General features: G+C 43.5%; 20 protein-coding genes, 2 tRNA genes, 3 rRNA genes, 1 pseudogene and 1 riboswitch. Of the genes and pseudogenes, 12 read left to right on the plus strand and 14 right to left on the minus strand.

Translation table 11 applies throughout. The features are described from left to right. Nucleotides 1-157: 157 nt before the first annotated feature. The 4 genes from AZH43_RS02865 to AZH43_RS02880 form a co-directional block, all read right to left on the minus strand. Nucleotides 158-982: a carbon-nitrogen hydrolase family protein gene (locus tag AZH43_RS02865; protein ID WP_067666410.1), complete on the minus strand. Its 825-nt coding sequence runs from the start codon at nt 980-982 to the stop codon at nt 158-160. A 21-nt stretch (nt 983-1,003) separates the two neighbouring features. Next, on the minus strand, nt 1,004-1,522 hold the full coding sequence (gene gigB / locus AZH43_RS02870) for an anti-anti-sigma factor GigB (RefSeq protein ID WP_067666412.1): 519 nt from the start codon (nt 1,520-1,522) through the stop codon (nt 1,004-1,006). 112 nt (nt 1,523-1,634) lie between these two features. Beyond that, nucleotides 1,635-2,603 (minus strand): RsbU family protein phosphatase GigA, encoded by a 969-nt coding sequence (gigA, locus tag AZH43_RS02875; protein WP_067666414.1) that lies wholly within the window; start codon nt 2,601-2,603, stop codon nt 1,635-1,637. Between the two features lie 100 nt (nt 2,604-2,703). Then, nucleotides 2,704-3,663 carry an MlaA family lipoprotein gene (locus AZH43_RS02880; protein WP_067666416.1) on the minus strand — a complete coding sequence of 320 codons (960 nt, stop codon included), beginning with the start codon at nt 3,661-3,663 and terminating at the stop codon, nt 2,704-2,706. 540 nt (nt 3,664-4,203) lie between these two features. On the opposite strand from AZH43_RS02880, the gene AZH43_RS02885 reads away from it, so the two are divergent. From AZH43_RS02885 to rrf, 5 genes are all read left to right on the plus strand, one after another. Next, nucleotides 4,204-5,741, plus strand: a 16S ribosomal RNA gene (locus AZH43_RS02885). Nucleotides 5,742-5,802: 61 nt separating this feature from the next. Continuing rightward, a tRNA-Ile gene (locus AZH43_RS02890) sits at nt 5,803-5,879 on the plus strand. A 72-nt stretch (nt 5,880-5,951) separates the two neighbouring features. Beyond that, nucleotides 5,952-6,027 (plus strand) — tRNA-Ala (locus AZH43_RS02895). A gap of 458 nt (nt 6,028-6,485) precedes the next feature. Then, nucleotides 6,486-9,379, plus strand: a 23S ribosomal RNA gene (locus AZH43_RS02900). Between the two features lie 189 nt (nt 9,380-9,568). After that, nucleotides 9,569-9,683, plus strand: a 5S ribosomal RNA gene (rrf, locus tag AZH43_RS02905). Together the 16S, 23S and 5S rRNA genes with 2 tRNA genes alongside form the textbook arrangement of a ribosomal RNA operon. Before the next feature lie 125 nt (nt 9,684-9,808). Here rrf and AZH43_RS02910 read toward each other — a convergent pair. The 7 genes and pseudogenes from AZH43_RS02910 to AZH43_RS02940 all read right to left on the minus strand — a co-directional run. Then, nucleotides 9,809-10,705 (minus strand): annotated as a pseudogene (locus tag AZH43_RS02910) (FAD-dependent oxidoreductase); the annotation flags it as partial. Between the two features lie 143 nt (nt 10,706-10,848). After that, nucleotides 10,849-11,331: a lytic transglycosylase domain-containing protein gene (locus AZH43_RS02915; protein ID WP_081406760.1), complete on the minus strand. Its 483-nt coding sequence runs from the start codon at nt 11,329-11,331 to the stop codon at nt 10,849-10,851. A gap of 440 nt (nt 11,332-11,771) precedes the next feature. Next, entirely contained in the window at nt 11,772-12,257 is a 486-nt protein-coding gene (locus AZH43_RS02920) for a GNAT family N-acetyltransferase (RefSeq protein WP_067666420.1), read from the minus strand. A gap of 100 nt (nt 12,258-12,357) precedes the next feature. Further along, a complete protein-coding gene (locus AZH43_RS02925; RefSeq protein WP_067666422.1) occupies nt 12,358-13,557 on the minus strand; it encodes an acyl-CoA dehydrogenase family protein in 1,200 nt (399 codons plus the stop codon). Between the two features lie 25 nt (nt 13,558-13,582). Then, entirely contained in the window at nt 13,583-14,869 is a 1,287-nt protein-coding gene (locus AZH43_RS02930) for an acyl-CoA dehydrogenase family protein (protein ID WP_171254418.1), read from the minus strand. A 234-nt stretch (nt 14,870-15,103) separates the two neighbouring features. Then, nucleotides 15,104-16,477 carry an ABC1 kinase family protein gene (locus AZH43_RS02935; protein ID WP_067666430.1) on the minus strand — a complete coding sequence of 458 codons (1,374 nt, stop codon included), beginning with the start codon at nt 16,475-16,477 and terminating at the stop codon, nt 15,104-15,106. A gap of 155 nt (nt 16,478-16,632) precedes the next feature. Next, complete coding sequence (locus tag AZH43_RS02940; RefSeq protein ID WP_067666432.1) at nt 16,633-16,938, minus strand: hypothetical protein; 306 nt, start codon at nt 16,936-16,938, stop codon at nt 16,633-16,635. Between the two features lie 231 nt (nt 16,939-17,169). On the opposite strand from AZH43_RS02940, the gene AZH43_RS02945 reads away from it, so the two are divergent. From AZH43_RS02945 to AZH43_RS02960, 4 genes are all read left to right on the plus strand, one after another. Then, nucleotides 17,170-17,550: a lysozyme inhibitor LprI family protein gene (locus tag AZH43_RS02945; RefSeq protein ID WP_067666434.1), complete on the plus strand. Its 381-nt coding sequence runs from the start codon at nt 17,170-17,172 to the stop codon at nt 17,548-17,550. A gap of 89 nt (nt 17,551-17,639) precedes the next feature. Further along, nucleotides 17,640-18,650: a 50S ribosomal protein L3 N(5)-glutamine methyltransferase gene (gene prmB / locus AZH43_RS02950; protein ID WP_067666436.1), complete on the plus strand. Its 1,011-nt coding sequence runs from the start codon at nt 17,640-17,642 to the stop codon at nt 18,648-18,650. 13 nt (nt 18,651-18,663) lie between these two features. After that, complete coding sequence (gene aroC / locus AZH43_RS02955) at nt 18,664-19,758, plus strand: chorismate synthase (RefSeq protein WP_067666438.1); 1,095 nt, start codon at nt 18,664-18,666, stop codon at nt 19,756-19,758. A gap of 185 nt (nt 19,759-19,943) precedes the next feature. Beyond that, nucleotides 19,944-20,426 carry a GNAT family N-acetyltransferase gene (locus AZH43_RS02960; protein WP_227509770.1) on the plus strand — a complete coding sequence of 161 codons (483 nt, stop codon included), beginning with the start codon at nt 19,944-19,946 and terminating at the stop codon, nt 20,424-20,426. A gap of 222 nt (nt 20,427-20,648) precedes the next feature. On the opposite strand, the gene AZH43_RS02965 is transcribed toward AZH43_RS02960, so the two are convergent. Further along, nucleotides 20,649-21,425 carry a uracil-DNA glycosylase family protein gene (locus tag AZH43_RS02965; protein WP_067666442.1) on the minus strand — a complete coding sequence of 259 codons (777 nt, stop codon included), beginning with the start codon at nt 21,423-21,425 and terminating at the stop codon, nt 20,649-20,651. A 136-nt stretch (nt 21,426-21,561) separates the two neighbouring features. Continuing rightward, a riboswitch (glycine riboswitch) is annotated at nt 21,562-21,649 on the plus strand. 146 nt (nt 21,650-21,795) lie between these two features. Between AZH43_RS02965 and AZH43_RS02970 the strand changes: the two genes are divergently transcribed. Both AZH43_RS02970 and AZH43_RS02975 read left to right on the plus strand, forming a co-directional pair. Continuing rightward, the gene (locus AZH43_RS02970; RefSeq protein ID WP_067666444.1) at nt 21,796-23,040 is read left to right on the plus strand and encodes a D-amino acid dehydrogenase; all 1,245 of its coding nucleotides are present in this window, start codon (nt 21,796-21,798) and stop codon (nt 23,038-23,040) included. A 104-nt stretch (nt 23,041-23,144) separates the two neighbouring features. Then, nucleotides 23,145-23,789: a YajG family lipoprotein gene (locus tag AZH43_RS02975; protein ID WP_067666450.1), complete on the plus strand. Its 645-nt coding sequence runs from the start codon at nt 23,145-23,147 to the stop codon at nt 23,787-23,789. Between the two features lie 57 nt (nt 23,790-23,846). Here the strand turns inward: AZH43_RS02975 and AZH43_RS02980 are convergent, their stop codons facing one another. Beyond that, nucleotides 23,847-24,491: an A1S_1983 family putative colistin resistance protein gene (locus AZH43_RS02980; protein WP_067666453.1), complete on the minus strand. Its 645-nt coding sequence runs from the start codon at nt 24,489-24,491 to the stop codon at nt 23,847-23,849. Nucleotides 24,492-24,591: 100 nt separating this feature from the next. Between AZH43_RS02980 and ispF the strand changes: the two genes are divergently transcribed. Then, complete coding sequence (gene ispF / locus AZH43_RS02985; protein WP_067666456.1) at nt 24,592-25,080, plus strand: 2-C-methyl-D-erythritol 2,4-cyclodiphosphate synthase; 489 nt, start codon at nt 24,592-24,594, stop codon at nt 25,078-25,080. On the opposite strand, the gene AZH43_RS02990 is transcribed toward ispF, so the two are convergent. Beyond that, nucleotides 25,068-25,592 carry a protein tyrosine phosphatase family protein gene (locus tag AZH43_RS02990; protein ID WP_067666458.1) on the minus strand — a complete coding sequence of 175 codons (525 nt, stop codon included), beginning with the start codon at nt 25,590-25,592 and terminating at the stop codon, nt 25,068-25,070. The two genes, ispF and AZH43_RS02990, sit on opposite strands and share 13 nt — an antisense overlap. Between the last annotated feature and the right edge of the window lie 39 nt (nt 25,593-25,631).

Below are 25,631 nucleotides of genomic sequence, written 5' to 3' on the forward strand. Positions count from 1 at the left end.
ATGATTGCACAATGCATTTGCTGTCTTGAGCCAACACAGTTTGAATGAGGTTATATCTTTTAAGATTATGCAGATGTTCTGTTCAGCAATTTGCAGAGATCATTTTATGGTTTTTGATCAGGTGCTTTTATCAATTAGGCTGGCGCATGCTGAAGGATTAGAATTGCACTAATGTGCGGTGCTGCATTAAAGGCATCGATTCACGGATCTTCGCTTGTTCAGCTGAATAGAATGGTACGGTAATGAGTCCAGCGCCCTCTGAATCAATTATACCTTGCAGCTGGCCGCGGCTGTTTGCCGCGCCAGTATGGCCCCAAGTCTGACGTTTTTCACCATGCCAGCCTTGCTGGGCAGCGCCGAGTACGGCACATTGACTGTCCATCGCACGGGCCTGCAATAACAGCTGCCAGTGCATTTCGCCTGTTGTGTAGGTAAATGCCGCAGGCGCGGTTAAAATATTGGCGCCTTTTGCCCGAAGGGAAAGTGCAAGTTCTGGAAAACGCAAATCGTAACAAACCATGAGGCCGATATTGCCAAAGGGTGTTTTGGCAACCGTAATGTCTGTACCCGGTTCAAAGAATTTTGATTCTTGATAGCCGCCTACCGCATCTCCGACCTGCACATCAAACAAATGAATTTTGTCATAGCGCGCTTCGGTTTTTTCTGGGCTGATGCACAGGCTGGCCGTACGCACACGGCCATCTTCAATGATCGAGCCGTCTGGTCTGTAAGGGCAGGGCAATGTTCCCGCCACAATCCATATTCCGTATTGATGCGCCAGCTGTTCTAACCGCTGCTGAATGGATTCAAACTGGGCTGCTGTTTCATGCTGTTTGCCTGCGGCGAAGCAGACAAAATTTTCAGGGAAGACAATTAGGCTGGCCCCTTGAGCTTTGCTTTGCGCAATCAATGATTCAATGACAGTGAAGTTTGCTTCAATATCATTTTGCGAATTCATTTGAGCGACGGAAAGAAAAGTCATAGGTGATCTCGGAAGGGAGGCTTAGGCGTTTTGCTGTGCAGTTTGGTCTAAACTGTCTTGCTCTTTTTGCAGCTGCTTGACCAAAGGTTCAAACATATTCTGGTTGCTGTCATTGAGCTTCATCAAAGTTTTATGCGCATCCAATACAGTATTGAGCATATTGCTGTGGGTAATGTGCTCTTCCATCAATTCACGGGTGCAAACACTCGGATCACCGCAGTAATCTAAAATGACAAAAACCTGCCCCAGCCCCATACTGTTGGCCAGAGTTGTGATATCTGAGTTGGTTGACAGCATGACTGCCTGAATATGATGGATTTGTTTGAGCTTCAAGCCCAATTTAGCCAAAATGCCTAAAACTGTACTGTCAATGAATGTTGTTTGGGTTAAATCTACGATTGCGCCAATAACATTCTCTTGCTGTTCAATCTTATTCAGCAGTTTGTCTAAACTAATGCAGGATTGGGCACGCACTTCGCCAATAAGCTTAAAAATATGCGTTCCGTTCAAGCTTGCATATTCAACATGACCTGTTGACATATAAATGCCATTTGCAGAGGAGGATAGTAAATTATCCCATAGGGCCACTGCTTACTCAAGTAGCTGACAGTCGTATAAATTAGGCTAATATGATAAGTATATGATTAATCAACTAATTCATTCTTCGGAAACTTAAGATGGCAATATCGTCAGCGACATGTTCAGGTGCTTGAAATGATTGGTTTTGCAAATGATGCACCAGTTGACCCAGCTGTTCGTTCAAGCCGCCGTCAAAAGGTTCAAGTGCGCCATCTGAACAAATAATGAACCTTGCATGCCGGTTTAAGGTGCACTCAAACTCTTCAACTTCCAAATCTTCAGTTAGGCCCAGCGGGAAGCTGCTGGTGGTTAAAATTTTCGGTTCTTGATTCGGTTCAAATAAAATTGCAGGCGGATAATGACCGGCACTGGACCAGCGCAGCTGATGGGTTTCGAGGTTTAAAATACCCGTCAGCATGGTGATGTGCTTTTCAATGTTTTCCTGCACCAGCATGCCATTGAGCTTTTTAATTAATTCACGCGGGGTTTTTGAACGGCCATGAAAAGCAGCCATCCACGAAGTCAGCAGACTGCTGGTGACGCCGTGGCCGGAAACATCGGCCAAATAGAAAATAACTTCTTTATCGCTGATTTTCCAATAATCATACCAGTCGCCAGATAAGTAGGCAGAGGGCTGGAAAAAGGTTTCGACTTTATAATTGGTGAGTTCAATCGGATTCGGCAGCAGCTTCTTTTGCAATTCCGCTGCTGACGGCAGATCCCGGCTGTCCTGATTGCGCTTATATTGCGCATCAATTTTAATTAAAGCTTGCTGCGGGTTGGCCGGCGGTTTATTCCACATCCATCCGGCAAGCGCTCCCTGTTCCCATGCTTGCGCCAGCGCGGCCCCTTCATTTTCAAATGCGAAAACAATAGTCGGCAAAGACCATTGAAAGTGCAAATAGTCATTCACATCGGCAATCGCAATAATTGTTGGATCATACAAGTCGAGATCTTCAATGTGGATCATCTGAACACTTGGAAGTGCCGCAATTACCTGTTCTAAATAAGGAATATCACGAGTTGGCTGAATGAAATACATAAAGGGAATTTATGATCCTTGGGGATGTGTCATAGAACTACTATATCAAGCAAATCCATGCTAGAGGGAAAAAACACCTCTAGCAAAAGAAGAAATTTGCTTATTCTGTGATGCTGTTATCGGATTCCGATGTGCCTGAAGCATCAGGTAGGGCATTTTCAGGCGTTTCTGTGTTTTGATCATCAGCAGGTTCAGAAGAGGATGTGTCATCTGAGTCTTCATCGCTATCAATAAACATATTTTCTTCTGCAATGCCTTTCTTTTCAGTAACAGCAAAACTGATGCGCTGCAGATAGAAATCACGAATTTGCGCGTATTTATCACCCTGCAGAACGTTTTCGAGTTCCAGCAGCTGTGAGCGCGCATCAATACCGCGAAGTGTCTGCTCCGCCCAATAAGCGCCTTCATGATCATCCAGCAGATATTTCTGTGGTCGCGCTTGGCTGTCTACAGCTAGGCCGGCGCCTTCTCGGATGGTGCTCGGGCCAAATACCGGCAGGACCAAATAAGGGCCGGAAGGAATGCCGTAATACCCCATCGTTATGCCAAAACCTTCGGATTCAGAAGTCAGGTTCAAGCGGCGGGCAGGATCTGCAAAGCCTAAAGTGGTTAGGGTGTTGACAGTAAAGCGCCCTAAAGATTTAGCCGCACGAGCTGGACGGCCTTGAATCAGCTGGTTAAAGGCATTCCATGGTTCATTTAAGTTTTTACGGAATTGGCGGTAAGAGCCGCGAACATCTTCAGGCACTTTCTCAACGTACTGAATTGCTAAAGGGCGGGCAATGTAGGTATCAAGCGTTTCATTAAATGCAAAAATTTTTCTGTTAAAGCCTTCAAAGGGGTCTTTTTGCGCATCCGCTTGCGCAGCATTGGCATTGACTGACAATTTTTTTGCAACTTCCGATGACTTGGCTATTGCGACTTGAGCAAGCTGCTGTGTTTTGGATTTATTGGCAGTTTCAGCGTTTTCTGCTGTTTCAGCAGTTTGTTCATTTGCAAAGGCGGGTACAGCCACTGTGAATGACAGCAAGCCCGCATATAAAAAAGAAGAATGGCGCATATATAGTCCTGACGCTTTTAGCCCAGCAAAAGTGTTGGCCTAATAATAAGTAAAAACGTTGAAATAATCCTGAATAATAACTGTATAAAGCAAATTTGATCAAAATATGAATAAAAAAATGCAAAATGAGCAAAAAACACACACTCAAATAAAATAATTAAGAAATGGGGTTGCGTCTGGTAGGGAATGCTGTAGAATGCACATCCATCGGCGGTGATGTTGATTAAAACTTGTTGAGAAACAAGGAGTTGGCCAGAAGTGGTTGATTCTGAGAATCTTGAGGGAGTTTAAAAATAATCAACAAAACCTGTTGACTATTCATCGAAAGAGAGTAGTATAGCCGACCTAGCTTGCTGGTGACGAATCAGCAAGAAGATCATTAAGAGATTATGAAGAACAACTTGTGTGGATTTTTACTGGTTGATCGATCGAAATTATTTTCATTGATTGATGGTAGAAATTACTCGAAGTTTATTTGAGAAATATTTGTCAGAAAATTGATGAGCCAAGATTGGTGTCCTTTAAGGCACTACTGATTTTAAACTGAAGAGTTTGATCATGGCTCAGATTGAACGCTGGCGGCAGGCTTAACACATGCAAGTCGAGCGGGGAAAGGTAGCTTGCTACTGGACCTAGCGGCGGACGGGTGAGTAATGCTTAGGAATCTGCCTATTAGTGGGGGACAACGTTTCGAAAGGAACGCTAATACCGCATACGCCCTACGGGGGAAAGCAGGGGATCTTCGGACCTTGCGCTAATAGATGAGCCTAAGTCGGATTAGCTAGTTGGTGGGGTAAAGGCCTACCAAGGCGACGATCTGTAGCGGGTCTGAGAGGATGATCCGCCACACTGGGACTGAGACACGGCCCAGACTCCTACGGGAGGCAGCAGTGGGGAATATTGGACAATGGGGGGAACCCTGATCCAGCCATGCCGCGTGTGTGAAGAAGGCCTTTTGGTTGTAAAGCACTTTAAGCGAGGAGGAGGCTCCTATAGATAATACCTATAGTGAGTGGACGTTACTCGCAGAATAAGCACCGGCTAACTCTGTGCCAGCAGCCGCGGTAATACAGAGGGTGCGAGCGTTAATCGGATTTACTGGGCGTAAAGCGTGCGTAGGTGGTCTTTTAAGTCGGATGTGAAATCCCTGAGCTTAACTTAGGAATTGCATTCGATACTGGGAGACTAGAGTATGGGAGAGGATGGTAGAATTCCAGGTGTAGCGGTGAAATGCGTAGAGATCTGGAGGAATACCGATGGCGAAGGCAGCCATCTGGCCTAATACTGACACTGAGGCACGAAAGCATGGGGAGCAAACAGGATTAGATACCCTGGTAGTCCATGCCGTAAACGATGTCTACTAGCCGTTGGGGCCTTTGAGGCTTTAGTGGCGCAGCTAACGCGATAAGTAGACCGCCTGGGGAGTACGGTCGCAAGACTAAAACTCAAATGAATTGACGGGGGCCCGCACAAGCGGTGGAGCATGTGGTTTAATTCGATGCAACGCGAAGAACCTTACCTGGCCTTGACATACAGAGAACTTTCCAGAGATGGATTGGTGCCTTCGGGAACTCTGATACAGGTGCTGCATGGCTGTCGTCAGCTCGTGTCGTGAGATGTTGGGTTAAGTCCCGCAACGAGCGCAACCCTTTTCCTTATTTGCCAGCGGGTAATGCCGGGAACTTTAAGGATACTGCCAGTGACAAACTGGAGGAAGGCGGGGACGACGTCAAGTCATCATGGCCCTTACGGCCAGGGCTACACACGTGCTACAATGGTCGGTACAAAGGGTTGCTACCTAGCGATAGGATGCTAATCTCAAAAAGCCGATCGTAGTCCGGATTGGAGTCTGCAACTCGACTCCATGAAGTCGGAATCGCTAGTAATCGCGGATCAGAATGCCGCGGTGAATACGTTCCCGGGCCTTGTACACACCGCCCGTCACACCATGGGAGTTTGTTGCACCAGAAGTAGGTAGTCTAACCGCAAGGAGGACGCTTACCACGGTGTGGCCGACGACTGGGGTGAAGTCGTAACAAGGTAGCCGTAGGGGAACCTGCGGCTGGATCACCTCCTTAACGAAAGATTGACGACCGGTAAGAATCCACAACAAGTTGTTCTTCATGACGATGTATCTGAGGGTCTGTAGCTCAGTTGGTTAGAGCACACGCTTGATAAGCGTGGGGTCACAAGTTCAAGTCTTGTCAGACCCACCAAATCTGACTAACGCAGCATTGAATGCTGGTTGACTGCAGAAAACAGAAACATTGAATCCTAAATGATAAGCTGGGGACTTAGCTTAGTTGGTAGAGCGCCTGCTTTGCACGCAGGAGGTCAACGGTTCGACTCCGTTAGTCTCCACCAAATTTCAAGATCATAAAAGCACTGCTTTTACTTGAAATTTAAGCAAGAAGCTACGCTTCGCGCAGTATGTAATCATACGGTGCTGAAGTTGTTTAGTCCTTAAGCAGTCAAGTGCTTAGATCCTAGAGATTAGCAAGTATAAGCGTTAAGATACGCGGACTTGATAATCTCTGTGATTTATCACAGTTTCCAGACCTGACGAAGGCTGGAAGAATCATTAACAGAATATATTTGAGTTGAAATAAATTGTTTAAACTCAGAACTAATTAAACACAGCAGTGTGACACGCAAGTGACATGTTGAAGTGGTTAAGAAGAACTGAGCACTAGCGATTAACTGAATCAAGCGTTTTGGTATATGAATCTAATTGAAGCTGTACAGTGATTAAGTTCACAGAACTCTGAACTAAAATGTTGAAGGTGCTACTTGTAGGCATCGTCGGCTGTTTGGGGTTGTATAGTCAAGTAATTAAGTGCATGTGGTGGATGCCTTGGCAGTCAGAGGCGATGAAAGACGTAATAGCCTGCGATAAGCTCCGGGGAGGCGGCAAATATCCTGTGATCCGGAGATTTCTGAATGGGGAAACCCACCCGCTATAAGGCGGGTATCATAAACTGAATACATAGGTTTATGAGGCGAACGAGGGGAAGTGAAACATCTCAGTACCCTTAGGAAAAGAAATCAATTGAGATTCCCTCAGTAGCGGCGAGCGAACGGGGAACAGCCCATTAAGTCATATAAGCTTTAGTGGAACGCTCTGGGAAGTGCGGCCATAGTAGGTGATAGCCCTGTACACGAAAGGGCTTATATGATGATGTCGAGTAGGGCGAGGCACGTGAAACCTTGTCTGAATATGGGGGGACCATCCTCCAAGGCTAAATACTCCTGACTGACCGATAGTGAACCAGTACCGTGAGGGAAAGGCGAAAAGAACCCCTGTGAGGGGAGTGAAATAGATCCTGAAACCGCATGCATACAAGCAGTGGGAGCCGGCTTAGTCCGGTGACTGCGTACCTTTTGTATAATGGGTCAGCGACTTACATTCAGTAGCAAGGTTAACCGAATAGGGGAGCCGTAGAGAAATCGAGTCTTAATAGGGCGTTCAGTTGCTGGGTGTAGACCCGAAACCGGGTGATCTATCCATGAGCAGGTTGAAGGTTGGGTAACACTAACTGGAGGACCGAACCCACTGTCGTTGAAAAGCCAGGGGATGACTTGTGGATAGGGGTGAAAGGCTAATCAAACTCGGTGATAGCTGGTTCTCCCCGAAAGCTATTTAGGTAGCGCCTCGGACGAATACCATTGGGGGTAGAGCACTGTTTCGGCTAGGGGGTCATCCCGACTTACCAAACCGATGCAAACTCCGAATACCAATGAGTACTATCCGGGAGACAGACTGCGGGTGCTAACGTCCGTAGTCAAGAGGAAAACAATCCAGACCGCCAGCTAAGGCCCCAAAATTATAGTTAAGTGGGAAACGATGTGGGAAGGCATAGACAGCTAGGAGGTTGGCTTAGAAGCAGCCACCCTTTAAAGAAAGCGTAATAGCTCACTAGTCGAGTCGGCCTGCGCGGAAGATGTAACGGGGCTAAAACTATATGCCGAAGCTGCGGATTTGCAATTTATTGCAAGTGGTAGGGGAGCGTTCTGTAAGCCGATGAAGGTGGATTGAGAAGTCTGCTGGAGGTATCAGAAGTGCGAATGCTGACGTGAGTAACGACAAAACGGGTGAAAAACCCGTTCGCTGAAAGACCAAGGGTTCCAGTCCAACGTTAATCGGGGCTGGGTGAGTCGACCCCTAAGGCGAGGCCGAGAGGCGTAGTCGATGGGAAATTGGTCAATATTCCAATACTTCTGTGTAATGCGATGAGAGGACGGAGAAGGTTAAGTCAGCCTGGCGTTGGTTGTCCAGGTGAAAGGCAGTAGGCATGCATCTTAGGCAAATCCGGGGTGCTCTATGCTGAGAGCTGACAGCAAGCTGTACTTGTACAGTGAAGTGGCTGATACCATGCTTCCAGGAAAAGTCTCTAAGCTTCAGTTACACAGGAATCGTACCCTAAACCGACACAGGTGGTCAGGTCGAGTAGACCAAAGCGCTTGAGAGAACTCTGCTGAAGGAACTAGGCAAAATGGTACCGTAACTTCGGGAGAAGGTACGCTGCCGGCGGTGATGGAATTTACTTCCTGAGCGGCTGGCAGCCACAGAAACCAGGCCCCTGCAACTGTTTATTAAAAACATAGCACTCTGCAAACACGAAAGTGGACGTATAGGGTGTGATGCCTGCCCGGTGCTGGAAGGTTAATTGATGGGGTTAGCGTAAGCGAAGCTCTTGATCGAAGCCCCAGTAAACGGCGGCCGTAACTATAACGGTCCTAAGGTAGCGAAATTCCTTGTCGGGTAAGTTCCGACCTGCACGAATGGCATAATGATGGGGGCGCTGTCTCCAGCAGAGACTCAGTGAAATCGAATTCGCCGTGAAGATGCGGTGTACCCGCGGCTAGACGGAAAGACCCCGTGAACCTTTACTGCAGCTTGACATTGAACTTTGATCTTACTTGTGTAGGATAGGTGGGAGGCTTTGAAACCGAGACGCTAGTTTCGGTGGAGCCAATCTTGAAATACCACCCTGGTAATATTGAGGTTCTAACTCTGCTCCATAATCTGGAGCGAGGACCATGTCTGGTGGGTAGTTTGACTGGGGCGGTCTCCTCCTAAAGAGTAACGGAGGAGTACGAAGGTGCGCTCAGCGTGGTCGGAAATCACGCGTAGAGTATAAAGGCAAAAGCGCGCTTAACTGCGAGACCCACAAGTCGAGCAGGTACGAAAGTAGGTCTTAGTGATCCGGTGGTTCTGTATGGAAGGGCCATCGCTCAACGGATAAAAGGTACTCTGGGGATAACAGGCTGATACCGCCCAAGAGTTCATATCGACGGCGGTGTTTGGCACCTCGATGTCGGCTCATCTCATCCTGGGGCTGAAGCAGGTCCCAAGGGTATGGCTGTTCGCCATTTAAAGAGGTACGCGAGCTGGGTTTAGAACGTCGTGAGACAGTTCGGTCCCTATCTACCGTGGGCGCTGGAAATTTGAGAGGATCTGCTCCTAGTACGAGAGGACCAGAGTGGACGAACCTCTGGTGTACCGGTTGTGACGCCAGTCGCATCGCCGGGTAGCTATGTTCGGAAGGGATAACCGCTGAAAGCATCTAAGCGGGAAGCCTACCTCAAGATAAGATTTCCCTAGGAATTTATTCCTCTAAAGAGCCGTTGAAGACTACGACGTTGATAGGCTGGATGTGGAAGTGCAGTGATGCATGAAGCTGACCAGTACTAATTGCTCGTGAGGCTTGACTATACAACGCCCAAGCAGCTGTATATCATGCTTCAATTGATTCAATATTAAGCAAAACAGCTTGATTCAGAATAGCGTTAGTAAGACAATGTTCAACTCAAATATACCTGTTAATAACTCATTTGGTACGAAGTAAGGCATGCGCTGTGAAATACAGCCCAAATAAGACCCGAACAAGTCCATAACAGTTGTGCTGGCGACAATAGCAAGAGTGAACCACCTGATCCCTTCCCGAACTCAGAAGTGAAACCTCTTAGCGCTGATGGTAGTGTGGGGTTACCCATGTGAGAGTAAGTCATCGCCAGCTCATTATTCGAAACACCCCCTGATAACCCAGGGGGTGTTTTTTTATGTGCAGGAAAAGGGAAAATAAAAGAAGGAATACTCCCAATCACGAAGGAAATAGAAACAAATAAAGGCTTAATTCAATGCTTAAATAGGATTGAGCTGTCTGCGTGCATGCTTGAGGGCAGTGCGAAGGCCTTCTTCTAAGGTTGGATGATAGAACGGTTTAGTCAGGGCATCATCAACGGTGAGTTGTTCTGAAATCATCCAAGCCAGCAAATGTGCGAGATGTTCTGCCGATTCTATAAAAAGTTCAGATCCTAAAACTTTTCTTGACATTTTATCTACGTAAATTTCAGCCGCGCCTTTATTTTTTCCTAGAACGAGCGCGCGCCCTTGTTTTTCATAGGATACAAAGCCTGTTACAAATTCAATGTTATTATTCTTTAGATCTTTAAAGCTTTGTCCGATTGTCGCCATTTCGGGTGAGCTGAAAACGATGCCTAGAGGAGGCAATGTTTTTAATGATTTAACTTTGGGATAATTTAACGCATTATGAATAGCGAATTTACCTTCATGGGCCGCTTCATGCTGAATCGGTGTAGCAGTTTTCGCGTCACCAACAATAAAAATAGGGTAATGCATCAACTGCTTTGTCTGAGGATCAACAGGAAGTTTTTTTAAATCGGTGAACGCCTTATTAATATTTTCTAATTTTAAATTTTGTAAATTACTGTCTCGGCCAGTTGCTGTCAGTAAATAATCAGTAATTAAGGTCAATTCAGCCCCATTTTCTTCATATGTAATTTCAACGCCAGCCTGTGTGTTTGCAACTGTCTTTGGCAGTACTTCAAATTTAATGTCTAACTCAGTCTGTAATTCTTTTTGAGCCAGCAGTTGAAGATTTGGGCTGGTTAAGGTCCCGACTTTTCGGCTGCGTGCAAATATTGTGGTTTTTACACCGAGTCTATGCATAGCCTGCGCCAGTTCTATGGCAATAACACCGCTGCCGATCACAGCTAATGATTTTGGCAAGTCGGGCAATATTTTATTTTTTATTTCCGATCTGTAAGTGTTTTTACCTGCCACCATTGTGGCAATCTTATTGCGCAACTCGTAATTTTTAGATGTAAATTGTGATTTAATAATTATTTTACGGATCTTTTCCAGTGTTTATGTGATCTTGATCATAATGCACTTTTTAAGAGATTTTGATGCTGTTTAACTTGTTTGGCGTACCGTTTACCTTGTTTCTTCATGCGGTTGTCTGTGTTATAGCCTGTAGGCCCGACGTTATAGTAGGCAAGCGCTTTTGGCCAACTTTCTGTTCTTTGGTTGTAGTTGGCCAAAATATAGGTGCCACAGTTAATATTGTTGAGTTCTTCAAATAAATCGCCTGGACAGCTCTGTTGCCAATAGCGGGGAATTACTTGAGTAAGTCCTATTGCTCCTGCGGGTGAAACGGCATAATTACGGTAGCTGGATTCCTGACGAATAACTGCAGCGAGAAGTAATGGATCTACATTGTAGCGTTCTGCGCTGAGTACAATCATTGGGGCAACACGTTGCGCTGTAGTTGGTTCCACGGAGTAAGCTTTTTGAATACCATTAGCCAATTTAAGTGAGCGTTTTTCAACAGATCCACCACCAAGTGAAGAGCAGCCGGTCATGACCAAGGCAGCCGTTATAAGTGTAAAAGACTTAAAATGAGGAATCTTAAATAATAGTGGATGTTGAAAAAACTGGGTATTCAGCAAAATGTATATCCATTGACAATAATGATTCTGATGATGATATGCAGACCTTTATAGTCCGTCAAGTTCAGGCTGCATAAGGATTTTTATGGATTTGTTAATTCAGTACTTTATTTGAACGGAGTGATGAAGATAAACCATGTAATAGTCTTAAATAGATGATTTTAAAACTGTGCTTTTGCATAATGTTTTGAAAATGAAGCTTAATTATATCCATTATTCGGTTATGCGATGGGTGCTTAGCCCGTACTCGGGATTGGAGTAATTAAAGCTAAATCAGTATAGGCAAAATTACGATTCACATCGTAATCGGCTATAGCTAATTAAGTCGATTTTAAAAAATAGCCTAAGTATGATTATAGTTGTTTCTGCATCCATATTTCACAAGCATGGCTATGTCCAGTATAGCCTTTTGGTGCATCTAAATGCTCAAAACCTAATTTTTCATACAGCTTGACTGCCTGCCATAAGGAAGCGGTTGTTTCTAAATAGCATAATTTGAATTGCTGCTGTTTTGCGAACTCAAAAGCTAGTGATAGTATTTGCTTGGCAAGCCCATGCCCACGTATAGCATCATCAAAATACATTTTCTGTATCTCTAAAATGCTGAAATCACCTTGAAGCGGAGCTATTCCGCCACCACCCAAGATTTCTCCTTGATCACTTTCAATCACCCAATATTGAGCATTTGGCTGTTGGTAAACTTGATATAGGTTATCCAATATTGGGTCTGCAACAGCGAATCCAGATTCTGCAGCCAAGCCAAACTCTTTGGATACTTCACGAATTAGATAAGCTATTTTTACATTGTCTTTTTGTTCAATCGTACGGATTTTATACATGGAAGCATGGCGGCTGAATAATAAAAGATGGACTTTTTATATTACATTTTGTGGAGGAAATCCATCTTTTATATTTTAAAAACTGATGAAGATTAGCAGCTTATTTCAATTCACTCGACGATTTTCCTAATTCCCGTCGAGCGATGATCAGTTGCTGAATTTGCTGTGTACCCTCAAAAATATCTAATATCTTTGAATCACGGGCCCATTTTTCAAGTAGCTCATCTTCGTTATATCCCACACCTGCAGCTAATTCTACACATTTGAGTGTAATTTCATTGCCTATACGCCCAGCTTTCGCTTTAGCAATCGATGCTTCACGCGAGTTCGGTTTTTTATTGTCGGCCATCCAAGCGGCTTTCAGCATAAGTAACCGGGCTGCTTCCCATTCGGCTTCTAAGCGATAAATCTGTGCGGCAAGATTGGACGTCTGTAAATAAGGTGTTGAATAATTATCGTCCAGCTCATCCTTAAAAAGTTCTTTAATACGCTCTAATGAAGCTTTAGCACAGCCTATAGCCATGGCCGCAACCAGCGGCCGCGTATTGTCAAAGGTTTCCATAACACCGGCAAAGCCTTTGGCCGCATCAATTTCCGGATTGCCTAGCAGGTTTGCCGCAGGCACGCGACAGTCAATAAAGCTGATTGCTGCGGTATCTGAAGCTTTAATTCCTAATTTATGCTCTAAGCGTTCTACCTTCATGCCTGGCGTACCTTTCGGCACAACAAAAGATTTAATCGCAGCGCGGCCTAATTTTTTATCTATAGTTGCCCAAACTACAACAGAATCGGCACGCTGGCCCGAGGTTACAAAGATTTTCTCGCCGTTGAGAATGTAGTCATCGCCATCTTGAGTTGCAGTGGTGCGGATGGCCGCTGAGTCTGAACCGCAGCCGGGTTCGGTAATGGCCATAGCTGCCCAAGCGCCATGGAAGCGGATAAGCTGTTCATCATTGGCTACAGCCGCAATAGCTGAGTTGCCGAGCCCTTGACGCGGCATACTGAGCAAGAGGCCGGTATCGCCATAACACATCTCAATAATGCTCAGGGCTGTAGACATATTGACGCCATTTTTGTTACCGGTATCGTTGTCGCCGCGTTTATTTACAGCAGCGCCTGCATTCATGCCGTCACCGCCTTCGTTCATGCCATCGACTAAGGATGAGAGCATATCTAATTCTTTAGGATAGGCATGCTCAGCTTTATCATATTTTCGGGATATAGGGCGCAATACATTCAGTGCAACTTCATGCGCCTGATCAATCAGCATTTTGAATTTTTTAGGGTTCTGTAAGTTCATCTTAATTTATTCCTTTTATACTTATTTAGGCGTGAAGTCCTGAGTGCATAATGGCTGTCGCGCGCAAGTCCCGATACCAGCGTTCTACAGGGTGTTCTTTAGTAAAGCCATGACCGCCAAGAATCTGCACGCCATCCGTGCCAATTTTCATTGATTTTTCAGCACAAAGCAGGCGGGCTAAATATGCTTCACGATGGAATGGCTTGCCGGATTCCGCCAAGCTTGCCGCATTCAAAACCAGCATGCGCATAGCTTCAATTTCGATCGCCATATCTGCAATCATAAAGGCCACACTTTGACGATGAGAGATAGGCTCGCCAAAAGCAGTCCGTTCGTTGGCATATTGAATGCAGTATTTTTTTACAGCCTCACAGGTGCCAACAGCCATAGCGCACCACATTAAGTTTCCGAGGTCGAGAAATGCTGTGTAGTCGAAATCATCATCACCTAACCGTTCTGCTGGCGTATTATTGAAATGCAGCGTAACGGTTTCTGTAGCTTTGAGTCCCATAGCAGGTGTTTTTTTTACAGTTATACTGTCATCGCGGATCACTGTGAAAACGTCGGATATTCCATCTGATTCAGCAGAAACCAGTAAAACATCAGCTGACTCACCTAAAAGAACCAGTGTTTTTTCACCTGAAATACGGTAATGCCCGTTGGATTTGACGGCTTTGGTTTTAAGCTTGAAAGGGTCGAAAGCCGCGGTTGCTTCTTGTACGGCAAAGCTTGCTTTTATTTCTGCATCTTCTGCAAAACTGGACAAATATTTTGATTGGATTGCTTCAGATCCCCATTGCGTGATGGCATTGATTACGCTGAATGTCGAAAGCAGGCCTGCGCTTAAGCTGAAATCACCTTTAGATAACTGTTCTGCGATTAAGATGTTGCTGATAATATTTTTTTCAGCAGCGACACCGCCGAGGGCTTCGGGAAGTGCATAAAAATTTAAGCCTAGATCGATGCTGTATTGATGCAATTCTATGGGGAATTTTTCATTTTGATCTGCAAGATGTGCTAAAGGGAAAAGAACTTCTTGTGCAAATTGTTCCATCGCGTCACAAGTCATTTGCTGTTCTTCTGATAAGCTCAAATCAAATAATGACTTTGACTGATTTGGCAGGCGCTGTTTATGAACATTTTTTTTCGACTTGAATGCTTTTTGAGTTTTACTGAGTGTTTTAAAGCTTGCTTTTGAGCCTTGATATATTGATTTTTCAATAAATTTTCTCAATTTCAGCTGGTCTAATACATCGCTGCCTGCGATTTTAGTCAGCAATGACAGCCCAAATCCTTGCGCTTTATTCACCATGTCATTCATTTTTATTTGTCCAGTAAGGGATTATGTTTCTAAATTTATGCTGACATGGGGGCTGAAAAAAAACTATGTCAAAGCTGACATAGTTCATTGTCATTGATGAACGGCAGACACTGGTGGTAGCTTGTTGCTAAGCTTTTGATATGAAATAATATGTGGTTTTTAAATTATTTTAATTTGATGAGGGAATTGACCTGAATGACAAAAGTGATTCAGGTCAAAAAAGCTTTATTTATATTTTTGAATCATCTTTCTGACATTGGTTTTTGCTTCAATTACCGTCATAAAAGTATAAGCGCCAATAAATTTGCGGCTAATAAACATGAACTCTTTAGGCGGGACACTAAAATAACGGGAAGCCATAGATTTAGAAGTCTGCTGCATTACGCGGCTATGAAGCATGCTTTTTTTCCAGTCATAACGGTTTTGTTCATCCATCACGCCTACAGGTAAATCAGGGTTATTTAAAAGCGTACTGAAGGCTTCAGTGGCCAGTAAAAATACTTTCGCCATATCAGGCTTAATGCTTTGAGGAATTGAATCAAAGAAATCATAGCCTGTCATAGCTTCCACCATTTCTGAGGAACTATGGTTGTAGCCTGCAAAAATAAGGTTGCGGGCAACTTTCAGTAAATGCTGATCAAACTGGCGGATGGCGCCAAAATCCAAAAGCACGATCTTATCATGTACATCGGCTCCATTGCCTAAGCGCACTAAATAATTGCCGAAGTTCGGATCAGTTTGCATTTCATCCCATTCAAACAGTTCGCGGACTGCTATTTCAAGGGACGCTTCACCTAAAGCATTGCGACGGTCTTGCGGCAATGACAGCATCACGGGGCTGTTGATTGGTACACCGCGTTCAAAAGTCATGCATAGAACTTGATCAGTACAATAATCATCAATAATTTGCGGCACGATATAGCGCGGATCATCTTTTAAGCGTGATGCAAAACGGCGGGTAGTTTCAGCTTCAATTTTATAATTGACTTCACGGTGCATCATTTCACGCACTTCATCAAACCATTGGTCAAACTCACGGGTTTGAGGCACGATGCGGGTAAGTTTAAGCATATTTCTAAAGAGATTCATATCTGAATCTATTGCATCTGCAACACCAGGATATTGAATTTTTAAAACAATTTCCAAACCGTCAGATTTACGTGTGGCACGGTGTACTTGCGCTAAAGATGCTGTGCCTAAAGGTTCCCGGTCGATGGTCAGATCATCAAGCTTGGCCCCAAGCTGTACGTGTAATTGGGCTTTAATTGCTGGCCATGCTAGTGCAACGGTTTGATTGTTGAGAGTATTCAGCGCTTGAGTGATTTCTTCCGGCAGAAAATGCTCACCGTACAATGCCATCATTTGACCAATCTTTACAATTGAACCTTTTAGTTTGCCAATTTCGGCAACTAAATAGTCGGCTTGCTCTTTCATCGCTTTTTTGCGCTTGCGTTCTTTTTCTTCCTCACTGGAAAAAATTGACGTCGCGTTTGAAGCAGCCCAGCGGGTTCCTGCAAGTAAAGATGCTTTTGCAATCGATAAGCGTCGATCCATTGATGAAGTTTTCAGTTGTTTGAGCTTATCGTTCTGATCTGACATGTAAACTAAATCCTTTAATCAGCAAATAGCAGAGTAATTCATTGTAGCGAATCTTACCGTGTCTGCGCGTATTAAAAAAGTTTAACGTGCTGAATAAGCAGTAAAGTTATGCAGCGTATGGTGATCAAACCGTCGCTATAAGGGCGGTACAGTGCCTAAAGACGGAATTTAATCTTCATTGCCGTTTTTTGCTGCAGCAGAGCCTTATTTTCTTGGATATGCTGGCTAATTAAATGCTGTACAGCGTGATTTAAGAAGCCGCTGGCATAACCCTTTACAATAATAATACTGGGCAGGCTGAAAAAAAGCTGCTTAGCATCTTCAATTGTTGCGGTTTGAAAAATGCCTTGTTCTATCAGAATCTGCTGAAAATACTCTTTTTCTTGAATGACTTTAGGAGATTGGACATCATTCCAGTAACTTTGGCGCATGGCCATTAAGTTGTTGTGCTTATAGCTCATAAATAGAACTGCTGTTTAAAAGTGCAATTATTTTAATAAATAATGAGGGCAGAAATGAAAGTTTCAATACTGTTCATATCATAATTTTTTAACAGCTATAGCGGCATTTGTAAAATTGAGCTTTGATTTTCAATTGCCATATATAGGATTCTATAATTGATTGCTGTAGTATCTAAAAAATTAAAAAAATAGTTTTTGCAGTATGCTGCCAAATAAGGCAAGGGGAAAGAAATGCGTTTCTGGGGTTTTATGATTATTGCCTTAATGGCGTGTAATGTTGACACAGCTTTTGCTGCGGGGGTAACAAAAAAATATCAGCAATGTATGACTGCGACATACGGAGATACAGATACGATCCAAGAATGCATCAAAGATGAATTAAAACTACAGAATAAAAAATTGGATAAATATTATAAAAAATATTTGAAAAATTCAGGAGAGTTTGAAGAAAACTATCAGACTCAGCACCAGCTTTGGGCATCCCGTGTGAATAAAGTTTGCCGTTCAAATACTTCCTCTGTATATGCGGTCATTCAGCAGCAGAAATGCATTCTAGGTATGACTGTCGATCGTGCAGGGTTTTATGAAAAGAAAACGCTGACTTTTGAATAATTCATTATTCTGCAGTTGAAAGCTTAAAAAAGCCATTAAAACTAAGGTATCATAAGGCGTTTAAAAATATGACCTTGGAGACGCCTTAAGTGGATCGACCGACTATTAGCCCTGAACATATACAGGAAGCTGCTGAAAACTTAACCACTATCCGTGATTTTATCCGTTTTGGAGTGTCAGCTTTACGTCAATACGATGCACATTTAGGCCAAGGCACAGAAGACTATTTTGCTGAAAGTTCCGCATTGATTCTGCAGACTTTGTCTCTCGACTGGAATGCCCACTCTGATATTTTAGATGCAAAAGTTTTGCCGAGTGAAGCTGCAGAATTTCTAGCTTTACTCGAGCGCCGCATCAATGAGAAAGTGCCGACTTCTTATTTGCTGAACTTAGCTTATTTTTACGGCAAGCCTTTTTATGTGGATGAGCGTGTATTGATTCCGCGTTCTCCGATTGCAGAATTAATTGAAAATAATTTTGCTCCGTATTGCTTAGGTGAAAATGGAAAAGTAGGCGCAGCAGTCAATAATTTGCCTGAAAATCCAAATCCTAAAACACCGCAGCGCATTTTGGATATGTGCACAGGCTCTGGCTGTATTGCAATTGCTTTGGCGTATGCATTCCCTGAGTCAGAAGTGGATGCAACTGACCTGTCGAAAGAAGCTTTAGAAGTTGCTCAGATTAACTGTGAACATCATGACAAGCAGTATCAGATTGCATTGCTTGAATCTGACTTGTTTGAAAAAATTCCAGCTGAGAATCAATACGATCTGATCGTTTCGAATCCACCCTATGTGGATGCGGAAGATATGGCGGATTTACCGGAAGAATTCCATCATGAGCCTGAAATGGCTCTAGCCGCAGGTCAGGATGGCTTAGACCTAGTGCGTAAGATGCTTGCGCAAGCAGCTGATTATCTTACGGAAGATGGATTAATTGTCATTGAAGTCGGCAATTCTGAATGGGCAATGCGCCAAAACTTCAATACGGTTGATTTCTACTGGCTGCAGTTCCAAAAAGGCGGTACAGGCATTTTCGCTTTAACTGCAGAACAGTGCCGTAAATATAGAGACTTATTTATCCAATCCGTTCAAGCATAAGGAGTCGTTGAACATGGCAGGCAATAGTATTGGGCAACTTTTCCGTGTCACGACTTGCGGCGAATCTCATGGTGTAGGCTTAATGGCCATTGTAGATGGCGTGCCGCCGGGTTTAGCGCTGACTGCAGAAGATTTGCAAAAAGATTTAGACCGCCGCAAACCGGGGACATCTAAATTTGCGACTCAGCGCAAAGAACCGGATGAAGTTGAAATTATTTCAGGCGTGTTTGAAGGAAAAACCACAGGCACTTCGATCGGATTGCTGATTCGCAATACTGACCAAAAATCGAAAGATTATGGCAATATTGCCCAAACTTTCCGCCCAGGCCATGCCGATTATACTTATACGCAGAAATACGGTTTCCGTGACTATCGCGGTGGCGGCCGTTCAAGTGCGCGTGAAACGGCGATGCGTGTTGCAGCGGGTGCGATTGCAAAAAAATTCTTGTTTGAAAAATTCGGCATTGAAATCCGCGGTCACGTAACGCAAATCGGAACTGAAAAAGCGTCTAAACTGGATTGGAATGAAGTAGTAAACAATCCGTTTTTCTGTGGAGATGCTGACGCTGTTCCCCGTTTTGAAGCGCTCGTTACGTCATTGCGTGAACAAGGCACCAGCTGCGGCGCAAAACTGGAAATTATTGCTTCCAAAGTGCCTGTGGGCTGGGGAGAACCGGTATTTGACCGTTTAGATGCCGATATTGCGCATGCCATGATGTCAATCAATGCGGTAAAAGGTGTAGAAATCGGTGACGGCTTTGGTGTTGCAGAGCAGTTTGGCCATGAAACACGTGATGAATTGACCGTAGATGGATTTCTGGCGAACCATGCTGGCGGTATCTTAGGCGGCATTTCAAGCGGTCAGGATATTCGTGTTGCTATTGCATTGAAACCGACGGCCTCCATTACTACGCCAGGCAAAACCATCACCATCAGCCGTGAAAATACTGATGTGTTAACGAAAGGCCGTCATGATCCTTGCGTTGGTGTTCGTGCAACACCAATTGCAGAGGCGATGCTGGCAATTGTATTGATGGATCACTTTATGCGCCACCGCGCGCAAAATGCAGATGTTGTTGCACCATTTGCGCCAATTGAACCAAAATAATCAAAGTGTAAAATTTATATTTTGATACTAAAAAGCTGGATATATTTATCTGGCTTTTTTATTTTCAGATATTCAAGTTATATTTAATTGATGATAAAAGAATAATAGTCTAACAAGCGAGAGCAAAAATGGCCCTGAACTTCAGGCTAGCGAAACAAAATGATTTGCAGACTTTGGCTTTATTAATGAATCAGGCTTACCGCAGTCAAACTGGCCAAAGCTGGACCAATGAAGCTGAAATTGTGGCGGGGCCGCGCATTACACAAACTCAATTGCAAGAGAGTTTGCTGCTGCAGAATTTTGAACTTTGGGTGTTGGAAGATCATCAGCAGAATGAATCAAGCATATGGGGTTGTATTGGATTAACAATAAATTATGATACAGCTGAAATAGGCAGTTTCTGTGTTGATCCTTTTTTGCAAAATATGGGTCTAGGACGGAAGCTATTGAATTTTGCGGAAAATTATATTACACAAGCCCATGCTGACATTAAATGGCTGGATATGTATGTGCTGAATGTACGCGCCGAGTTAATTTCGTTTTATGAGCGTTGTGGATACGTCAAATCAGAGCGCATAGAAGACTATCCTATTGATGCAAATGTAGGCATACCTTTGGTGGAGTTACATCTCATTCATCTAAGGAAATCTATAGCTGCACTTGTTTGATTCATCACATAAAGCGAAAGAGATTTATGATAATTGCTCAAAGATTAAAGATGTACAGAAATAATTTTATTACATTGAAAAATATGGATAAAAAACTAAATAAAGAGTGAACATATCTAAACATGCACAAAGGAAAACTAATCTTTATTGTCTAGCCGCTGCAGGCTTAAGGTGAACCATTCACCAGTGCTGAATTTTTACTGAGCCGAATATTGAGTGCAGTTAGGTCAAATTCAATTTTTTAATTTTTTCTAAAAGCTTGATTTTAGCTTCATCGATTGCAACGGCATTGGTGGCTGCTGATAAATCGGAAGCCTGTTTTTGCCCTAAAAAATACTTAATACGTTCGGCATTTGCTCCGGAAGGGTGCGGAAAGCCATCAAGAATTTGTTCTTGCTTTAAATAGCCTAAGCTGGATAGCTGATAAAGCACCTCAGCCACACTGGAACCGAATGGAATAAAAACGGCGTTTTTCAACTGTACAATTTCAGGCACAAAATAAGTGTCTATATGCTGTTTTAAAAAGCTGTTTCTCAGCATATCTGGACTTGTTCCAGCATAGTTTTTACCTTTGTTAAGGATGCACTGACGGAGCACGGAAGTCATATGCACCATGCATTGCTGTTCATCAAATAATAGATGAGTACTGGAAACGCCCAGTTTTTGATGCAGGCCAATATGATCCAGAATTTTGACTAAATTTGCGCGGATAGGGCCGCTGAAAGCGCCTGCTGTTTTGGCCAGTTTGAGTATTTCCGTTTCATTCAAGCCTTGCTTTAAGCCTTCTTGTGCAGATTGCAGGGCATTCTTCCATTGAGTCTGACCTGGACAAATACCGACTAAAACTATTTTTGCTTCTGTATTAATTGCATCAAAAGGGCAGTAAAAACTGCTGAGATGATCAGAGTCCGCAATGTGCAATAAAGATGACTGGGTCAATTCTTCAATAGAATGGCGCAAAATGCTTTCTGAAAAATCGCTAAAGCGGTAAGCCTGCATAAATGATCGTGCTTGAATTTTGATATGAGTGATTTTATGCTTTTTAAGCCATGCTGAATAAGCTTGATAACACGAAACTTAAAATAAAACTTGGATTTGGTATAAAAATTGCTCATATTATAAAAAGTGGTATTAAGCAATTATTGCAGGAGAGAAGCGTTTAGACGCTCGCCGAAGGAGCAAAGCCTCAGGAAACTCTCAGGCAAAAGGACTGCAATAATTGAATAAATCTGGAGAGAAGCATACCCAAGAAATGCTCACCGAAGGGGGAAGGTTAATCTGAAATCATTCAGCTTAATTGAAGCTCTCAGGTACCCAAACAGATGAGGCGCAATGATTTGAAATGCTCAATGCATTTTAAGGAGTGCCTATGTGCCGAATTGCCGTGATTGGCGCAGGAATTACCGGTGTAACTACAGCCTATGAATTAAGCCTTTTGGGTTATCAAGTCACTGTAATCGATAAGCATCTATATCCTGCAATGGAAACTTCATTTGCTAATGGCGGACAGCTGTCGGCCTGCAATGCTGAAGTATGGAATCAAAAAGCTACTGTACTGAAAGGCATTAAATGGATGTCGCAGAAATCAGCCCCTTTATTGTTAAACCCCAGTTTCAGTATGCATAAATATGCATGGCTGATGGAGTTTCTCGGCAATATAAAACACTATAAAGCGAATACACAAGAAACGGTCAGGCTGGCATTGCTGGCACGTAAACGCTTGTTTGAAATTGCGGAGAAAGAGGCAATTGAATTCAATTTAGAAAAACGGGGAATTCTGCATTTTTATCATACCAAAGCAGATTATGAGACAGCGATCCGTGTTAACGACATGCTGTGTGAAGGCGGTCTAGAGCGCCATGCAGTCAGTAATGAAGAGATCAAAAGCATAGAGCCCAGCCTGAAAGATGAATATTATGGCGGTTTTTATTGCCCAGATGATGCCACTGGGGATATTCATAAATTTACAACCAGCTTAGCCGCAGTCACGCAGAAAAATGGCGTTGAGTATTTATTTGGCCAAGAAGTCACATCAATACAGCATCATGAAAAGGGGGTGACCATTCAGTTTAAAGCCAGTGATGAGAATATGGATGTAGAGGCCGGCACCATTGGTTCAGTGCAAGCCGATGCTGTCGTGGTTTGCGGGGGGGTTGGCAGTTATCAGTTGGCAGATATGCTGGGTGATAGGGTGAATGTCTATCCTGTAAAAGGCTATTCAATTACGGTGGAACTGCGGGATGAAAACAGCCGGCAGCAAGCGCCGTGGGTGAGCCTGCTGGATGAAAGCGCTAAAATAGTCACTTCACGTTTAGGCGCAGACCGCTTAAGAGTGGCAGGCACTGCAGAATTTAATGGCTATAACCGTGATATCCGGTCAGATCGAATTCAGCCGCTGATTGATTGGGTGAACCGGAATTTTGACTTGTCGACAGAGTTTTCAGTACCTTGGGCTGGTTTGAGGCCTATGATGCCGAATATGATGCCTATTGTGAACCGCGGCAAGCGCGAGCGTGTTTTTTACAATACCGGGCATGGACACCTAGGATGGACGCTTTCGGCAGCGACAGCGGCAATGATTAGTCATGAAGTGGCTGCACAGCATCCTGTTTAAACAATAGACAAGCATGAAGATGTACTTCATGCTTTTTTTGCAGAAATATTTTTAAATTCCATTATAATAATTTGATTTTTATCACTTTAAAACAATGGAATAAGATGAATAGTTTTACAAAAATTTTGTTCAGCTCAATTTTGATTGCTGGGTTATCAGGCTGTGTTTCTACACGGGGATTAGTTTCGCTAGAAGGGCCTGTAGCACCATTGAGTTCTAAAGCATCAGCATCGAAAGTTGCTGTGATTAAAATTATTGAAGATAAGCGTGTTTTTGAAGAAAAGCCCAAGCAAGCAAATATTCCCTCACTCAAAGGTGGAGTGCATAAGGCCAGTGAGCTTGATAAAGCAAAAGCGATCGCCCGTAAACGTAACGGCTATGGCAAAGCCATGGGGGATATTTTATTAAAGGATGAGACAGTTGCTTTTGTGCTGCAAAAGCGTATCGAATCTGCCTTATTACATGCAGGCTATCAGGTTGTGCCAGCTTCCAAAGCTGATTATCCGGATTTGGAATTGACCGTTAAAATAGAAAAATTTTGGTCTTGGATGCAGCCAGGATTCTCTTATATAACACTTAATACTGAAATTGAGACGGAAATTTATAATGCTGCTTCCCCAAATAAACCGATTCATACTTATATAAAAATATCTAAACCGACTGCTTTGGCAACGGGTTCGAAATGGATCTCAACCATGAATGATGCTTTAACTGATTATGAAAAACGCTTGATCGATCAAATTAAATAATCTGAAAATCGCAATAATAAAATAGGAGCGGGATAGCTTCTATTTTATTAAATCATTTTAATCATACAAACGGTAAATGCCTGCAAAGCGTTCACAGCCTTTTTGCGCAGTTTTAACAGCAAGAATCGCTTTGCTGTAATTAAACTGGTATTTGCAGTCATGCTCATTGTCGGTAATTTCAGTTTTTTGCTCTGGTGTTGTATAAGCCAAAAAAGCGAGACTCTGGGTATCAGTGCGGTTGTTGGGATTGCGGTAAGCAATGCCCTCAATTTTTATACGGTCCTTGCTCAGTTGATGAATTTTCATATGCACTTGCTGCTGTGCAAAATGGCCATCTTCAAATTTTAAGTAGTGTTGAGTAAGGCTTTGATTGAGTGACATAAAAATATTCAGATCGTCTGCACGCAAATCTATCTGTTGCTTATAGCAGTCGATGCTCTTGCACTGCTTTAAGCGCTGCACCCACATTAACTGTGTGTCTTTTATAATTCGGGCAGGTGCGTCTGTGACCAAAAGAGCCGTCAAGTAAAGATTATCCAAGTGATCCCGCTGTTTAGAAAAAGCAGAAGAGCACACTTTTTGCAAAGAATGGCTGGGAGCTGAGCAGTCAATGGCTTCTGCATGAACAGAGCCTGAGAAAAAATAGCCAAGGCTCACAATTGTGATGGTTTTGATGATATTTATATCAGTTTTCAACAGCATGATCGCTTATACTTTCATTACGTTGCGCTTGCTCTAACTATAGCGAAATAGAAAGCGTGAATACAAGATTACAATCGTTTATTTCTAAAGGAAGAATACGATGGCTGCACAAATTAGAATCGGTCAGGGACTTGATGTACATGCTTTTGAAGATGGTGAGCATGTAACTCTCGCAGGCGTAAAAATTCCGCATACGCATGGCTTAAAAGCGCATTCAGATGGTGATGTTGTTTTGCATGCATTGAGTGATGCGTTGCTGGGGGCATTGGCGCTGGGGGACATTGGACAGCATTTTCCAGACACAGACCCGAATTTCAAAGGTGCGGACAGTAAAGTTTTATTGAAACATGTTTATCAGCTGATTTTAGACCGCGGCTATGTGTTGTCGAATGCAGATATTACGGTGGCTTGTGAACGGCCTAAATTGGCAAAACATAATTTGGAAATGCGTCAAAGCATTGCAGATGTGCTGAATGTTGATATCACGCAAATCAGCGTAAAAGCAACGACCACTGAACAGTTAGGTTTCACTGGCCGTCAGGAAGGAATTTTGTCGATGGCAACCGTTCTGGTCGCTCACACAAAGTGATTGGGATGAATCAGTGATTGCTGCAGTTCTTGTGTTGATTTACGGCCCTGCAGCTGCAGTGAAACTGCATGAATTAAACCCGTCCAAGTTTCATTCGGTTCCCAAACTTTATGCAGAAGCTCTTGCGCTGCCGGCATATCCATATTCATAAAATACTGCCGGTATAGGTACATCAGGCTGCTGGCGCGGAAGTTTTTCGCGCAGTGCACCCACACCATTTGCTCTTGCACAAGATGGTCAATCATATCCAGCACCAGCAGGCACTGATCATCAGACGGCGTATCCCACAGAATTGGCACTTGGATGTAATTGAGGCCCAATTCTAAACAAATGCGGTCCTCATGCTCCTGCCGAGGCGATGCATCTGTCAGCGCCAAATTAATCACGGTAGTTACGCCGTATTCTTTGATCAGCTTCAGCTGTTCTGCAGACGGCTGTCCAGAACTAAACAAATGTTCATGAATAAACTGGAAGTTTTCGATCTGGCATAAGCCATTTTCAATATCATTCATACAGTTATTTTTGCTATCAAGTCATACAATCACTATAAA

This window comes from Acinetobacter pragensis, from assembly GCF_001605895.1.
Lineage (GTDB): Bacteria > Pseudomonadota > Gammaproteobacteria > Pseudomonadales > Moraxellaceae > Acinetobacter > Acinetobacter pragensis.

Coding starts and splice junctions, on each gene's coding strand:
- AZH43_RS02920 (WP_067666420.1), bottom strand. CDS start 12,257: ATGTATAAAATCCGTACGATTGAACAAAAAGACAATGTAAAAATAGCT.
- aroC (WP_067666438.1), top strand. CDS start 18,664: ATGGCAGGCAATAGTATTGGGCAACTTTTCCGTGTCACGACTTGCGGC.
- AZH43_RS02865 (WP_067666410.1), bottom strand. CDS start 982: ATGACTTTTCTTTCCGTCGCTCAAATGAATTCGCAAAATGATATTGAA.
- AZH43_RS02945 (WP_067666434.1), top strand. CDS start 17,170: ATGCGTTTCTGGGGTTTTATGATTATTGCCTTAATGGCGTGTAATGTT.
- AZH43_RS02940 (WP_067666432.1), bottom strand. CDS start 16,938: ATGAGCTATAAGCACAACAACTTAATGGCCATGCGCCAAAGTTACTGG.
- AZH43_RS02925 (WP_067666422.1), bottom strand. CDS start 13,557: ATGAACTTACAGAACCCTAAAAAATTCAAAATGCTGATTGATCAGGCG.
- AZH43_RS02915 (WP_081406760.1), bottom strand. CDS start 11,331: ATGACCGGCTGCTCTTCACTTGGTGGTGGATCTGTTGAAAAACGCTCA.
- AZH43_RS02930 (WP_171254418.1), bottom strand. CDS start 14,869: ATGGTGAATAAAGCGCAAGGATTTGGGCTGTCATTGCTGACTAAAATC.
- gigB (WP_067666412.1), bottom strand. CDS start 1,522: ATGTCAACAGGTCATGTTGAATATGCAAGCTTGAACGGAACGCATATT.
- AZH43_RS02975 (WP_067666450.1), top strand. CDS start 23,145: ATGAATAGTTTTACAAAAATTTTGTTCAGCTCAATTTTGATTGCTGGG.
- AZH43_RS02960 (WP_227509770.1), top strand. CDS start 19,944: ATGAATCAGGCTTACCGCAGTCAAACTGGCCAAAGCTGGACCAATGAA.
- AZH43_RS02980 (WP_067666453.1), bottom strand. CDS start 24,491: ATGCTGTTGAAAACTGATATAAATATCATCAAAACCATCACAATTGTG.
- ispF (WP_067666456.1), top strand. CDS start 24,592: ATGGCTGCACAAATTAGAATCGGTCAGGGACTTGATGTACATGCTTTT.
- AZH43_RS02935 (WP_067666430.1), bottom strand. CDS start 16,477: ATGTCAGATCAGAACGATAAGCTCAAACAACTGAAAACTTCATCAATG.
- gigA (WP_067666414.1), bottom strand. CDS start 2,603: ATGTATTTCATTCAGCCAACTCGTGATATTCCTTATTTAGAACAGGTA.
- AZH43_RS02970 (WP_067666444.1), top strand. CDS start 21,796: ATGTGCCGAATTGCCGTGATTGGCGCAGGAATTACCGGTGTAACTACA.
- AZH43_RS02990 (WP_067666458.1), bottom strand. CDS start 25,592: ATGAATGATATTGAAAATGGCTTATGCCAGATCGAAAACTTCCAGTTT.
- AZH43_RS02965 (WP_067666442.1), bottom strand. CDS start 21,425: ATGCAGGCTTACCGCTTTAGCGATTTTTCAGAAAGCATTTTGCGCCAT.
- AZH43_RS02880 (WP_067666416.1), bottom strand. CDS start 3,663: ATGCGCCATTCTTCTTTTTTATATGCGGGCTTGCTGTCATTCACAGTG.